The organism is Gemmatimonadota bacterium (assembly GCA_041390125.1).
GTDB lineage: Bacteria > Gemmatimonadota > Gemmatimonadetes > Longimicrobiales > Gaopeijiaceae > JAGQIF01.
The window spans coordinates 42,198-56,172 of record JAWKQN010000019.1 but is presented as its reverse complement, the minus strand read 5'-3'; the positions used below and the strand labels follow the sequence as shown (position 1 = coordinate 56,172).

Annotated in this window: 11 protein-coding genes; 9 read left to right on the top strand and 2 right to left on the bottom strand. The window is 70.2% G+C overall.

Going from position 1 to position 13,975, the window contains the following annotated elements; all coding sequences use genetic code 11:
* Positions 1–36 precede the first annotated feature (36 nt).
* Genes R3E98_18465 through R3E98_18450 form a run of 4 tightly spaced genes read left to right on the top strand, consistent with a single transcriptional unit; the run spans position 37 to position 5,505 of the window.
* Positions 37–636 (top strand): hypothetical protein, encoded by a 600-nt coding sequence (locus R3E98_18465; protein ID MEZ4425389.1) that lies wholly within the window; start codon positions 37–39, stop codon positions 634–636.
* Position 637: 1 nt separating this feature from the next.
* Complete coding sequence (gene serS / locus R3E98_18460) at positions 638–1,918, top strand: serine--tRNA ligase (protein MEZ4425388.1); 1,281 nt, start codon at positions 638–640, stop codon at positions 1,916–1,918.
* A gap of 55 nt (positions 1,919–1,973) precedes the next feature.
* Positions 1,974–3,170 carry a HAMP domain-containing sensor histidine kinase gene (locus tag R3E98_18455; protein MEZ4425387.1) on the top strand — a complete coding sequence of 399 codons (1,197 nt, stop codon included), beginning with the start codon at positions 1,974–1,976 and terminating at the stop codon, positions 3,168–3,170.
* 40 nt (positions 3,171–3,210) lie between these two features.
* The gene (locus R3E98_18450; GenBank protein MEZ4425386.1) at positions 3,211–5,505 is read left to right on the top strand and encodes a UvrD-helicase domain-containing protein; all 2,295 of its coding nucleotides are present in this window, start codon (positions 3,211–3,213) and stop codon (positions 5,503–5,505) included.
* A gap of 78 nt (positions 5,506–5,583) precedes the next feature.
* Here the strand turns inward: R3E98_18450 and R3E98_18445 are convergent, their stop codons facing one another.
* Both R3E98_18445 and R3E98_18440 read right to left on the bottom strand, forming a co-directional pair.
* Positions 5,584–6,540 (bottom strand): zinc dependent phospholipase C family protein, encoded by a 957-nt coding sequence (locus R3E98_18445; protein MEZ4425385.1) that lies wholly within the window; start codon positions 6,538–6,540, stop codon positions 5,584–5,586.
* A complete protein-coding gene (locus tag R3E98_18440) occupies positions 6,537–7,067 on the bottom strand; it encodes a hypothetical protein (protein ID MEZ4425384.1) in 531 nt (176 codons plus the stop codon). The genes R3E98_18445 and R3E98_18440 overlap by 4 nt, the downstream gene beginning before the upstream one ends.
* A gap of 122 nt (positions 7,068–7,189) precedes the next feature.
* Here R3E98_18440 and murA point away from each other — a divergent pair, with 122 nt between their 5' ends.
* The 5 genes from murA to R3E98_18415 all read left to right on the top strand — a co-directional run bounded on the left by murA (position 7,190) and on the right by R3E98_18415 (position 13,963).
* A complete protein-coding gene (murA, locus tag R3E98_18435; protein MEZ4425383.1) occupies positions 7,190–8,470 on the top strand; it encodes a UDP-N-acetylglucosamine 1-carboxyvinyltransferase in 1,281 nt (426 codons plus the stop codon).
* A gap of 168 nt (positions 8,471–8,638) precedes the next feature.
* Positions 8,639–9,145 carry a ribosome maturation factor RimP gene (gene rimP, locus R3E98_18430; GenBank protein ID MEZ4425382.1) on the top strand — a complete coding sequence of 169 codons (507 nt, stop codon included), beginning with the start codon at positions 8,639–8,641 and terminating at the stop codon, positions 9,143–9,145.
* A 61-nt stretch (positions 9,146–9,206) separates the two neighbouring features.
* On the top strand, positions 9,207–10,658 hold the full coding sequence (gene nusA / locus R3E98_18425; protein MEZ4425381.1) for a transcription termination factor NusA: 1,452 nt from the start codon (positions 9,207–9,209) through the stop codon (positions 10,656–10,658).
* Between the two features lie 328 nt (positions 10,659–10,986).
* A complete protein-coding gene (gene infB, locus R3E98_18420; protein ID MEZ4425380.1) occupies positions 10,987–13,650 on the top strand; it encodes a translation initiation factor IF-2 in 2,664 nt (887 codons plus the stop codon).
* A 31-nt stretch (positions 13,651–13,681) separates the two neighbouring features.
* Positions 13,682–13,963: a DUF503 domain-containing protein gene (locus R3E98_18415; protein MEZ4425379.1), complete on the top strand. Its 282-nt coding sequence runs from the start codon at positions 13,682–13,684 to the stop codon at positions 13,961–13,963.
* The last annotated feature ends 12 nt before the right edge of the window (positions 13,964–13,975 follow it).

The following is a 13,975-nucleotide window of genomic DNA, read 5'->3' as shown; positions in this document are numbered from 1 at the left end:
ATTCGGGCTTGAGCCCCACTCTTCGGCGGGATAGCTTTGAACGCTTCGGCAGCGGTGGACTCCGACCCCAGGCTACGACCCGTGCGCACGCTCCTGCTCGGCCTCGCGCTGGCCCTCTTCTCCGGCCTGACGGCCTGTGAGGACCGGCCCTTCGGCTATGTGGACTGGAACCTCAGTCCGGACACGGCCCGCCTGTACTCCCTGGCGCGGCCGGGGCTCAACCAGCCGTCCGGGTTCGACTTCGTCGACGAAGTGCCGGTGCTCATCGAGTCCCAGAGCGCCCTCAACCAGTGGGACATGGCGCTCGACACCCGCGGCGGGCAGCTGGTCGCCGTGCCGGCCATCGGCTTCGGGCTGGACAGCCGGGCCCGCATCGCGGACCTGGGCTCCACCCCCTTCGACGAGATCGCCGAGGCGCCGGGCGACACGGTCGCCTACAGCGCCGGGGCCGTCCCGCTCCGGGTCGGGGACCTCTACGTCGTGCGCACGCGGATCACGGTCGGACTGTTCGGCCAGAGCTGCTTCTCCTTCTCGAAGTTCAGCCCCATCCTGCTCGACCCCGTGGCCGGCGTCATGGACTTCCGGTACGACGGGAACCCCAACTGCAACGACCGCCGCCTCCTGCCCCCCGACTGACGTGATCGACATCCGCCGTCTGCGTGAAGAGACCGACGCGGTTCGCGCCGCCCTCGCCAAGCGCGCCGACGCCAGCCTGGACGCGCAGCTGGACCGGGTCCTGGAGCTGGATGTGGTGCGGCGGAGCGCCATCTCCGAGGTGCAGGAGCTGAAGGCCACGCGCAATCAGGTCTCCAAGCAGGTCGGGGAGCTGAAGCGCGCGGGCGAGCCGGCCGACGCGTTGGTCGCGGAGATGAAGGAGGTCGGGGATCGCATCGACCGTCTGGACGCGGACGTGCGCGCGGCCGAGACGGAGATCGAAGCCATCCTGCTCGCGGTGCCCAACCTGCCGTTGACGGACGTGCAGACGGGTGGGGAGGAGGACGCCGAGGTGATCCGGACGTGGGGCGAGCCCGTCTTGTTCGACTTCCCGGCGCGGCCCCACTGGGAGCTCGGCGAAGCGCTCGGGCTGCTCGACCTCGCCCGCGGCTCGCGGATCTCCGGGAGCGGCTTTCCCGTTCTCACCGGCATGGGCGCGCGCCTGCAGCGCGTGCTGATCGACTTCATGCTCGACCTGCACACGCGCGAGCACGGCTACGTGGAGCTGCGTGTGCCCTACCTCGTCACCCGCCAATCGCTCACGGCCACTGGACAGCTCCCCAAGTTCGCAGAGGAGTCCTACCTGACGGAGCGCGACGACCTGTGGCTGATCCCCACGGCCGAGGTGCCCGTCACGAACATGCACCGCGACGAGCTGCTCTCCGAGGCGGACCTGCCCATCCGCTACACGGCGTACTCGCCCTGCTTCCGTCGGGAGGCCGGTGCGGCGGGAAAGGACACGCGCGGCCTGCTGCGCGTGCACCAGTTCGACAAGGTGGAGCTGGTGCGCTACGAGACACCGGCGCGGAGCCGCGACGCCCTCGAGGAGCTGACCCGCGAGGCTTGTCGCGTGCTCGAGCGGCTGGGACTGGCGCATCGCGTCATCCGCCTGGCGGCCGGAGACCTCGGCTTCTCCTCGGCCATGACGTACGACATCGAGGTCTGGGCCCCCGGGGTGGAGCGCTGGCTGGAGGTCTCCTCGTGCAGCACCTTCACCGACTACCAGGCCCGGCGCGGCAACCTCCGCTTCCGGCCGGACGGCGGCGGCAAGCCCGACTTCGTGCACACGCTCAACGGCTCGGGCGTCGCGCTGCCCCGTCTCATGGTCGCGCTGCTGGAGACCTGGCAACGCGCGGACGGCAGCGTCACGGTCCCTCCACCGCTCCAGGGTCCGCTCGGCGTGGACGCGCTCACGGCGAAGTGACCCACGTGCACGCTCGGTCCCACCACCGGGGGCGTCTCGGAGCGCCCGGGCGGCGTTGACGCGGGGCGCCCTGCTGCGTCGCGCCTGGACGCCGGCCCTGGCGCTCCTGCTGCTCGCGCAGCTGGCCTGGTTCCTCGTCTACACGGATCAGATCGTGCGCTCGCTGCACGAGAACGCAGCGACGATGACCCGCATGTTCGCCGAGGTGCAGGCCGGCATCACGTCGGAGGATCCGGACGCGATGTTCGAGAGCCTCATGAGCCTGCAGCAGCGTATCGTGGACGCCGGCGTTCCGTTGGCGTTGACCGATTCGGCCGGTCGCGCCATCGCGCAGGTGAACCTCCCGTTCGAGGCCGACCTGAGCACCGACGAAGGCCAGGTGCGCATCCAGGCCTGGCTGGCGTTGCTCGATGTGGACCATCCCCCCATCCGCGACTTCAGCGGCAACCTCATCCATTATGGCGATCCGCCGCAGACGGCCCGGCTGCGTTGGATCCCCTGGCTGCAGGCGGGTGGGCTCATCCTCACCTTGATGATCGGCCTCTCCCTGATCCGGGCCCAGCGTCGGGCGGAGGCGGAGCGCGCCTGGACCTCCATGGCGCGGGAGCTGGCGCACCAGCTCGGCACCCCGCTGTCGTCCCTGCAGGGGTGGCTGGAGCTGCTGCGCATGCCGCAGGAGGAGCGCCCCGGTGGGATCTCCGCGCCCGACATCGGGGACGCCATCGAAGAGGACCTGGAGCGGCTGGAGCGCGTAAGCCGGCGCTTCGAGCTGATCGGTCGGGAGTCCAAGCTGGAGCCGGTCGCGCTGCCCGAGCTGTTCGACGAGCTGGAGCGCTACATCCAGGCCCGCCTGCCACGGCTGGGCCCCGGCATCCGCTTCGTCGTGTCGGTGCCGGATGACCTGCCTGCGATCAACGGCACCCGGGTGTTGCTGGTGTGGGCGCTCGAGAACGTGGTCAAGAACTCGCTGGATGCGCTGGCCGGCAGCGGTGGAACGATCGAGGTGACGGCGCAGGCAGGGGAGGGGAGATGGGTCGACGTCCGCATCGCGGACGACGGACCGGGCGTGCCGCTGGAGGTGCGCGACAGGATCTTCGAGCCGGGTGTGACGACCAAGGCGGGCGGGTGGGGCGTCGGGCTGGCTCTGTCGCGCCGCATCGTGGAGGGGGTCCATGGAGGGCGGATCCAGCTCCTGGACACGCCGCAACGCGGTGCGGTCTTCCTGGTGAAACTTCCGCGCTCCGGCGGGTAGAGTCCCGGTCGCTCCATCCGCCCCGTCTCCCGCCGCATCCGTGGACGCCTCTCCGCTCTCGCTCTTCGACGCCGCCCGGCACCTCGAACGCCTGAACCCGCCGCAGCGTGAAGCGGTGGAGTTCTTCGAAGGTCCCGTGCTCGTCCTCGCAGGTGCGGGGTCGGGCAAGACGCGGGTGCTCACCACGCGGATCGCCCACCTGGTCACCCACCACGGGGTTCCGGTGGATCGTATCCTCGCCGTCACCTTCACCAACAAGGCCGCCGGAGAGATGCGGGAGCGGGTGGCCGGACTCCTGGGCGCCGAGCCCAACGGCATGTGGATCGGGACCTTCCACGCGCTCGGCGCGCGGTTGCTGCGGCGGCACGCGCCGCAGCTCGGGTGGAGTCGCACGTTCTCCATCTTCGATCAGGAGCAGACGCTCAAGGCCATGCAGCGGGCCATCGAGTCCGTGGGCCTGGACCCCAAGCGGTGGAACCCGAAGGCCGTACGGGCCCAGATCAGCGCCGCCAAGAACCTGCTCGTCGACGCCGAAACCTTCCGTAAGGAGAACGAGGGCAGCTTCGACATCTTCGCCCGCAACGTGGCGCGTGTGTATCCCGTCTACGAGGCTTCGTTGCGGGAACAGAACGCGTTGGACTTCGACGACCTGCTGGTGCAACCGGTCCGGCTGCTGGAGTCCCTGCCCGCGCTCCTCGAATCCTACCAGCAGCGCTTCGCCTTCCTGCTGGTGGACGAATACCAGGACACCAACCGTGCCCAGTTCCGCTTCCTGGAGCTGATCGCGGCCGGCCACCGCAACCTCATGGTCGTCGGGGACGACGACCAGAGCATCTACGGGTGGCGGGGTGCCGACATCCGCAACATCCTCGACTTCGAGAAGACGTATCCCGAAGCCGTCGTCGTGCGCCTGGAGCAGAACTACCGCTCCACCGGCAACATCCTCGCGGCGGCCAACGCCGCCATCGAGGCCAATCAGGACCGGAAGGGGAAGACGCTCTTCACCGATCGCGAGGCCGGCGAGCGGCTGACGGTCATCAGCGCCGCCGACGAGATGGACGAGGCGCGCACCGTGGTCGAGGAGATCGAGGCGCGGCAGCTCTCGCATCCGGATCTGCACAACGCGGACTTCGCCCTCCTCTACCGCACGAACGCCCAGTCGCGCGCGCTCGAAGAGGCATTCCGTCGTCGTGGCATCCCCTATCAGATCGTCGGTGGCGTACGCTTCTATGAGCGGCGCGAGATCCAGGATGCGCTCGCCTACCTGCGGCTGATCGCCAATCCCCAGGACCTGGGTGCGTTCGAGCGCATCGTCAACGTGCCGCGGCGCGGGCTGGGGAATCGCTCGCTGGAGCGGCTGGGGGAATGGGCGGTCGCGACGGGGCTACCGCTCCTGGAGGCGGCGAAGCGTGCGAGCGAGATCCCCGAGCTCGGGCGCGCCGCCGTCCGTGCCCTCGAAGGGTTCACGGAGCTGCTCGACCGGTTCGCGGAACTGGCGCGCGAGATCCCGGTGGGTGAGCTGGTGCAGGCGCTCGTGGAGGATCTCGACCTGCTGGAGCATTATCGCAAGGAAGGCCCCGAGGGCGAGGACCGCGCCGAGAACGTGCGTGAGCTCATTGCGGGCGCCCTGGATTTCGACGCCGAGGCGATGGCGCTCGAGCCCGAGGAGCGGGAGGGCTTCACCGACCTGGACCTGTATCTGCAGCGCGTGGCGTTGGTCGCGGACATCGACGCCATGAAGGGTGGGAGCGACGCGGTCACCCTCATGACCTTGCACAACGCCAAGGGCCTCGAGTTCCGGACCGTGTTCCTGACGGGATTGGAGGACGGGCTGTTCCCGCTCTCCCGGGCCTACGACCAGCCGGCCGACCTGGAGGAGGAACGGCGCCTCTTCTACGTGGGGCTCACCCGGGCCGAGGACAAACTGATCCTGTGCCACGCCCGCCAGCGCCGCCGGGCCGGTGAGATGATGATGGGCCGTCTCTCTCCGTTCGTGGACCAGATCCCGGAAGAGCTGCTCGAGCGGCGTCTGACGGACCGCTCCCGGCGCGAGTATCCCTCCTTCTCGCGCGAGCGTGCACGGGAGACGGGCGGCGGCCGGGCGCGCGCCGAGCGCGAGGAGACGTTCGCGAGCGAGGGCTTCGACTACGACTTCGACCAGGATCGCCCGCGCCTGCTGAAGGGGGAGCGCGTGCTGCACGCGACCTTCGGGTCGGGCACCGTCGTCGAGGTGACCGGCTTCGGCCACGATCTCAAGGTCACGGTGGACTTCCAGGCCGTGGGACGGAAGAAGCTGCTGGCCCGCTACGCCGATCTGCAGAAGGACTTCGGGTAGGCACGCCCACGAAGGCCGGCTCGCGTGCCGGCGCAGGTCATTCGTCGTCGATGCCGCCGCGCGGACCGGTGACGGACGCTAGATCGCCCGGGTCTCGCCGCGCAGCCGACCGCGCTGCCCCAGGGCTGCCGGGATGGGGACCCCCGGTGGATCGTCCGGGATCGGGAAGAAGGCATCGGCGCTCCGGGCCAGAAGCTCGGGATCGTCGATCGCGCCGTCCGCCAGCTCCCGGTGCCGGATCTGCTTGGCCAGCCGCAGGTTCACCTCGCCGATCGGGTCCTCACGGGCCGGAGCGGACCGCTCGCGGTTGACCAGGTAGTCGACGATCGCCTCGAAGGAGAGTTCCAGGTACCGGCGCACGAGCGGGTCCGGCAGGTCCCAGCGGGAGTTGCGCAGCACCGAGTCGAACACCTTCTGCCAGCGCTCGTTGCCTTGGAAGCGGATCATGCCGCGGAAGATGCGGCGGTTGGTCTGGAAGCTGAACAGGGTGGCGCTCAGGACCTCGTCGAAGAGCTCATCGGCGGCGCGGTGGTCGTGCTCCGTGATCAGCCGCCGCGCTTCCGCCAGGTAGGCCTCGCCCGCATGCATGTCCATGCGGTGCTCCCAGTAGGTGTGTCCGACACCCTTGGACGTGTTCGTGAGCAGGAGCTGCCGCGGCACGTAGATGTTGTGGGCCACCGTGTCCGCCGCGAGGTGAGCGAGGTAGCCGAAGGCCACCGCGCGCAGGGGTTCGTCCGGCGCGGCTTCGAGGATCTCCTCCCCGATGTGCCAGTGGTGGCAGTGGCGCCCGGCGGCCGCGTACTTCTTGGCGAAGGAGATGTCGGCGGCGATCGATCCGTACAGGAACTGGACCGGGTAGCGCTCCAGCAGGGCGCGCAGCGCCGGCGGCAGCAGATAGAGTGCGCTCAGCAGGCCCTCGCCCAGGGCGACGTGGGTGGCGGGGCCCCAGGCATGGAGCGGCGTCGCGTCGATGAGCGCGACCAGCGCCACCCAGCCGAACGCGATCCCCAGGCGAAGGAGTCCGACCGCGCTCACTCGTCCTCGGGTAGCTCCAACGCGGACGGGTCCGGGGGCAGGACCGGGGGCGGCGGGCTTGCGGGCGTGAGGGCGGCCGCGCCGGTCCGCAGCCCGCGGACGGTGGACGCCGTGCCCACGAAGATGTCCTCGGCCTCCTCCTGCACCACCTCCATGAGGGCGTTGAAGTCCTCGATGCGCTCCTCCATCCGGTCCGAGGCCTGGTGCAGCCGGGCCGTGAGCGCTTCCACGGAGCCGGTCAACGAGCCGACGTCGTCCTTGAGCGAGCGCGTGATGGCCTCGACGTTCTCGGTCACGCCGCGCGCGCGCTCCAGCACGGCATGGGACTGGGGCTCCAGGCGGTCCACGATGCTGCGCAACGCGCGCAATGCCTTGAGCACCTGCAGGAGGGCCACGAACAACGCTGCCAACACCAGCAGCACCAGCGCGGCGATGACCACGTTCGCGATCTGGCTCGCGGTCTGGAGGCCGCTCGCGGGAGCGAGCATCCATATGGTGTCGGCGGCTTGCAGCGGTGCGAAGTCCATGTCGAACGGTACCGCATCGCGACCGACCCTTCCAGGGTGCGCCTTGGCACGCGCTCCCGCATCCGGGTAGCTTCGCACCCACCCGCGCCTCGGCGCCCGCGCTCCGTCCAGCCCGTTTCCACATGCCCAGCTTCGTCGTCGAGGGTCGCCAGCGTCTGTCCGGTCGCATCCGGCCCGCCGGGAACAAGAACGCCGCCCTGCCCGTGCTCGCCGCCACGCTCCTGACCACGGAGCCCGTGGTGGTGGACAACGTGCCGCGGATCCGCGACGTGGAGACCCTTCTCGACATCCTGGTGGCGCTCGGGGCGGCGGTGGAATGGACGGGTCCGAACCAGGTGACGGTGGAGGCCCGCGCCGTGGAAGGACGGGCCCCCGATCCGCGTCTGGCCGAGCGCATCCGCGCGTCGGTGCTCCTGGCCGGGCCGCTCCTGGCCCGCTTCGGGGAGGCGCGCCTGGCGCCGCCCGGGGGCGACGTCATCGGACGTCGGCGCCTCGACACCCACTTCCTGGCGTTCGAGACGCTCGGGGCGCGCGTCGAGCTGGAGGACGGGCTGCACGTGCGGGCCCGCGCGCTGATCGGGGCCGAGATGTTCCTGGACGAGCCGTCCGTCACCGGCACCGAGAACGCCATCATGGCCGCCGTGCTGGCCCGGGGGACCACGCGCATCCGCAACGCGGCGTCCGAGCCCCACGTCCAGGACCTGTGCCACCTCCTGCAGGGGATGGGCGCCCACATCGACGGCGTCGGCACGAACATCCTGCGGATCGAGGGGGTGGAGCGGCTGGGAGGCACCCGCTTCCGGATCGGGGCCGATCACATCGAGGCCGGCTCGTTCATCGGGCTGGCGGCCGTGACCGGAAGCGAGATCACCATCGAAGGCCTCGAGACCGACCACATGCGCTCGGCACTCCTGGGCTTCCGGCGTCTGGGGGTCGAATGCACCGTCGGGGAGGACTCCCTGGTCGTGCACGGCGACCGGCCGCTCGAGGTCCGCGCCGATGCCTTCGGCCACGTCCCCAAGATCGACGACGGGCCCTGGCCGGCCTTCCCGGCCGACCTGACGTCCATCGCCCTGGTGACCGCGACCCAATGTCGCGGCACGGTGCTCATCCACGAGAAGATGTTCGAGTCCCGTATGTTCTTCACGGACAAGCTCGTAGGCATGGGTGCCCAGATCATCCTCTGCGATCCCCACCGGGCGGTGGTGGTGGGTCCGGCCCGGTTGCGCGGGGGGAGCGTGGAGAGCCCGGACATCCGGGCCGGGATGGCCCTCCTCCTGGCGGCGCTGGCCGCCGAGGGGCGCTCCCGGATCGGGAACATCGGGCAGATCGAGCGCGGCTACGAGCGGATCGACGAGCGGCTCCGCGCCCTGGGGGCACGCATCTCCCGCACGGACGACTGACCGGGAGGGCCGGGGCCGTGGTTGAGAGAGTCCGGGGAATCGGCTAGGTTAGCTGCGAAGGCCGCGGACACCGCCGCGCGCGGCGGCCGCCAATTGGTTGAAGTGGGGAAGCGGGCCTTCCCCGCTTTTTTTTCTCTTGGTGCCCCGTGTGGGCGCCGGGAGCAGGGAATGGGTGACACGCGGGACCGCGTCCGGTCGGAGCTGGATGGACGCGTCGAGGCGTTGGGCTTCGAGGTCGTCGTGGCGGAGTGGGCCGGAAATGCCCGCCGCCCCGTCCTCCGGCTGCGCATCGACCGCCCGGGATCTTCGGCCCCGGAGGCCGTGACGGTGGACGACTGCGCCGTCGTGAGCCGGGGGCTGGAGACCTGGCTGGACGGCGTGTTGCCCGAGCGGTACGTGCTGGAGGTTTCGTCTCCGGGGTTGGAGCGTCCTCTGGTCCGGGCCGCGGACTGGGTTCGCTTCGCGGGCCAGCGGGTGCTGGTGCGCGCCAAGGAGCCGATGGGTCCGCAAGGCCGTCGGATCGAAGGGATGCTGCTGGCGCTGGAAACGCAAGAGGAGCGGGACGCGCTGGCGCGGGGTGCCGGTGCGGTCCGCATACGATTGGATGGAGGAGACGAGGTGCGCCTCCCGCTGGACGGGATCGAGCGCGGTCGTCTCGTCTACGAATGGAGCTAGGTGCAGTGCGGTAACGGAGGACGTCGCCTCCGAGCCGCCGATGAGGGGCGAGGGGACAACGATGAAAGCCGGTCAGATCGTGGCAGCGCTGAGGGATATCGCCTCGACGAAGAACCTGTCGGACGAGGCCCTGAACGAGTTGATGCGCGATGGCATCCTCGCCGGACTGGCGCGCATCTACGGCCCCAACGTCGAAGCCGAGATCTCCATCGACGATGGCAGCGGCGACATCGACATCGTCGTGCTCAAGCGCGTCGTGGAGTCCGTCGAGGACGCCTCCACCGAGATCGCCCTGGGCGAGGCCCGCTGGGACGACCCCACCTACGAGGTGGGAGACGTCATGGAGATCCCCGTCGACTTCGCCCAGTTCGGCCGCAACGCGGTCATGGCCACGAAGCAGCGCATCGTGCAGCGGGTGCGGGAGGGCGAGCGCCAGCGCATCCGCGACGAGTACGCCGATCGTGTGGGTGAGCTGCTCTCCGGCGAGGTGCAGCAGATCGAACGCGGCAAGATCGTCGTGATGCTGAACCGCTCGCGGGACGCGGAGGCGATCATCCCGTGGCGGGAGCAGAACCCGCGCGAGCGCTTCCGGCAGGGCGATCCCATCCGCGCCGTCCTGAAGAAGGTGGACGAGACGCCCAAGGGCCCGCGCATGATCCTGTCGCGCGCCGATCCCCTGTTCGTCGCTGCGCTCTTCAAGCTCGAGGTGCCGGAGATCTACCAGGGCATCGTCGAGATCCGCGGCATCGCGCGCGAGGTCGGGGGCCGGAGCAAGCTGGCCGTCTACAGCCGGGACGAGTCCATCGACCCGGTCGGCGCCTGCGTCGGCTTGAAGGGCTCGCGCGTCCAGGCCGTCGTGTCCGAGCTCGGCGGCGAGCGGATCGACATCGTGCCCTGGCACCCCGACCCCGAGGTCTACGCGCGGCGGGCCCTGGCCCCCGCCCGGGTGTCGAAGGTGATCTCGGATTCCGAGCGCCAGGTGATCACGGCCATCGTCGACGAGGACCAGCTCTCCCTGGCCATCGGACGGAACGGCCAGAACGTGCGGTTGGCCTCCCAGCTCATCGGCTGGCAGATCGACCTGTACGGGTCGCGCGAGTGGCTCGAGCGGGGCGCCGGCATGGGGCTCTTCGGACCCGAGCCCGGCGAGAGCTTCGAGATGGCGGACTTCCCACTCCAGGAGCTGGATGTGTCCGCCTCCGCCCTGGCGGCCCTGGAAGGCGCCGGATATAGTAGCTTCCTCGACATCATCGATCTGGAGGAGGGGGATTTCCTCAAGATCCCGGGTCTTGCGGAAGCGGATGCGAAGCGCCTCGTCGAGTTGATCGACGAGCTGACCGTGGTCGAGCCGGTACCGGACGCGAATGCTGCGGAGTCCAATGCCGGGGGATCCCCCCCGGCGGGCACCGCCGCCGAGTCCCAGGCCGGCGGTGGGGACGCGGAGGCCGGCGAGGAAGGATCCTCGCCGGACGGTTCGCGACCCGCGGCTGGAGTGGAGGACGGGGGCGGGTGAACTTCGCCGAAGGGCTCGGCTTGCTGGGGCTCGCGCGACGGTCCGGACACGTCGCACCCGGCACGGCCCGGGCCCGTGAAGCGATCCGACGCGGCGACGCACGGCTGGTCCTGGTCGCCGCGGACGCGTCTCCCGCACAAGTCGACAAAGTGAGAAAGCCGGCCGAGCGCCGCGGGATCCCCCTGTGGATCGGGGGAAGCCGCGCGGCGTTCGGGCGCGCAGTTGGGACCGGGCCCGTTTCCGCGGTTGCGGTGACCCGAGCGGACCTGGCCGCGGCCGTCCTGGCGCAGGTGGCGCCCCGGGACGAACAGGCAGATGTGGAGCGTTGATGCGGGTTTTTGAGCTGGCACAGACCCTGAGCGTGGATTCCGAGGAACTGCTGGTGCTGTTGCGCCAGCTCGGGATCCGTGTAGCGGATCGGAGAGGATCGCTCTCCGAGGCCGACGTCGCGCGCGTCATCGCGCGTGTCGAGCGGGAGCGTCGTGCCGGGCACCGGAAGGCCGGTGAGGCCATCCAGGCCGTGATCGAGGATTCCAAGGCTCCGAGCACCCGGCGCCGGCGACGCCGGGCCGAGCCCGAGCCGGAGCCGGAAGAGGAGCCAGCGGTCGAGGCCCCCGCCGCGGAAGCGGAGGAGGCACCCGCCGCCACCGCCCCGGCGCCCGAGCCCGCCGTCGAGGCGCCACCCGCCGCGGAGCCCGAGCCCGAGGTCGAAGCGCCGGCCGCGGCCGAGCCCGAGCCGGAGCCCGAGCTCCAGCCGGAGCCCGTGCAGGAGCGTCCGGAGACGCCCGCGGCCGAGCCGGCCCGTCCTGCCGCGCCGCCCAAGGCCACGCCGCGGCCGGCTGCAGCGCAGGCGCCTGCGCCCGAGCCGGTCCGCCGCAACGCCCCCAAGGGGCCCGCCCGCGTCCTGCGTCGTCCCGCACCCGGTCAGGGTGCCGGTGCGGGATCCGCCGATCGCGGTGCCGCTGCTTCCGGCGGGAAGGTGCGCATCCAGGCCGAAGGCTATACCGCGGACGGCCGCCGCCAGTCGAAGGACCGCAAGAAGGGCAAGCGCACCCGCGTGGACCAGGATGCGGTGCAGTCGAACATCCAGCGCGTGATGGCCGAGCTGAAGGGCGGCGGGAAGAAGCGGAAGAAGGGCCGTACCGTCCAGGACGCCCGGGAGCGGCGGGAGGCCGAGGAGGCCCAGAAGGCGGAGGAACGCGCGCGCGAAGCCCGCACGGTACGGGTGAACGAGTTCCTGACGGTCGCCGAGCTGGCCGAGCTCATGGACGTGTCGTCCACCGAGATCGTGGGCAGCGCCTTCAAGAACCTCGGCCTCATGGTGACGGTCAACCAGCGCCTGGACTTCGACCAGATCGAGCTCCTGCTCGACGAGTTCGGCTTCAAGGCGGTGCGCGAGGCCGAGTACGGCACCGTGGACGAGGAGGAGGAGGACGAGGATCCGGTGGAGTCGCTGCGCCCGCGTCCGCCGGTGGTCACCGTCATGGGTCACGTCGACCACGGGAAGACGCGCCTGCTGGACGCCATCCGCGACACGAACGTCGTGGCCGGCGAGGCGGGCGGCATCACGCAGCACATCGGCGCCTACCACGTGGAGATCGACGGAGGTCGCGCCATCACCTTCCTCGACACCCCGGGTCACGCCGCCTTCACGGCCATGCGTGCGCGCGGCGCCGAGGTCACCGACATCGTGGTGCTCGTGGTCGCCGCGGACGACTCGGTCATGCCGCAGACCATCGAGGCCATCAGCCACGCCAGGAACGCGGGCGTGCCGCTGGTCGTGGCGGTCAACAAGATCGACCTGCCCGCGGCCAACGCGGCGAAGGTCAAGCAGGAGCTGTTGCAGCAGAGCGTGACCGTCGAGGACTTCGGCGGGGACGTGCTGTCGGCCGAGATCAGCGCGAAGGCGCGCATCGGCATCGACGACCTCCTGGAGAAGGTGCTCCTGCAGGCGGAGCTGCTGGACCTGCAGGCCAATCCCGACCGCGAGGCCCAGGGCACGGTCATCGAAGCCAAGCTGGACCCCGGCAAGGGTCCCGTGGCCACCATCCTGATCCAGCGCGGCACGCTGCGGGTGGGCGACCCGTTCGTCTGCGGTCTCTACGACGGACGTGTGCGCGCCCTCCTGGACGAGCGCGGCAAGCCCGTCGAAGCCGTCCGGCCCGGGTTCCCGATCCAGGTGCTCGGTGCGTCGGGTGTGCCCCAGGCCGGGGACTCGTTCCAGGCCATGGAAGCCGACCGGGCCATCGAGATCGCGCAGAACCGCCAGCGGCTGGAGCGCGAGAAACAGCTCCGGATCCGGGAGCGCGGTTTCAAGCTCGGCGACTTCTCCCAGCTCCGCGCGGAAGGGAAGGGCGGACGGCTCGCGCTCATCATCAAGGGCGACGTGGACGGCTCCGTCCAGGCGGTGGCCGACGCGCTCGAGCAACTCGGCACCAACGAGGTCTCCGTGGACATCGTGCACCGCGGAGTGGGTGCCATCAACGAGTCCGACGTGCTGCTGGCCTCGACCACGCAAGCCATCATCATCGGCTTCCGCGTGCGGCCCGATGCCAAGTCCCGCGCCGTGGCCGAGCGCGAGGGTGTGGACGTCCACACCTACGACGTGATCTACGAGGCCGTCAACGACGTGCGCTCCGCGCTCGAGGGCCTGCTCTCGCCGGAGGAGAAGGAGCGCATCCTGGGCTCCGCCGAGGTGCGAGAGGTCTTCAAGATCACTCGCGTCGGAACCATCGCAGGCTGTTACGTCACCCACGGCATCATCCAGCGCACCGGCAACGTGCGTCTGGTGCGGGACGGCATCATGATCTACGACGGCAGCATCTCGTCGCTCAAGCGCTTCAAGGAAGACGTCCGCGAGGTGCGCGAGAGCTTCGAATGCGGCATCGGCATCGCCAACTTCAACGACATCAAGGTCGGCGATGTGATCGAATGCTACCGCGTCGAGGAGGTCGCGCGTACGCTCGCCGACTCGGCACGGGGTCGCGACTGAGCGTCGCTGCCCCGCAGCTGGCGGGGTCGTTGTGACGATCCGATTTCTCGTCTTCCAGCTTGCGTTTCCCGAGGCCCGCAGCCTGAAGGAGAAGCGCATGGTACTCCGCTCCGTCAAGGATCGCCTGCGGACCCGCTTCAACGTCTCGCTCGCCGAGACGGGGTCCCAGGACCAGTGGAGTCGTGGCGAGCTCTCCCTGGTCTACCTGGCCGCGGACGCGGGCCAGGCCGACTCCATCGAGAGTCGGATCGACCGGCTCCTCGAGGAGAGCGGTCGGCTCTTCATCACCCACGTCCAGCGCGAGACGCTGTAGCCGGGTTGCGCT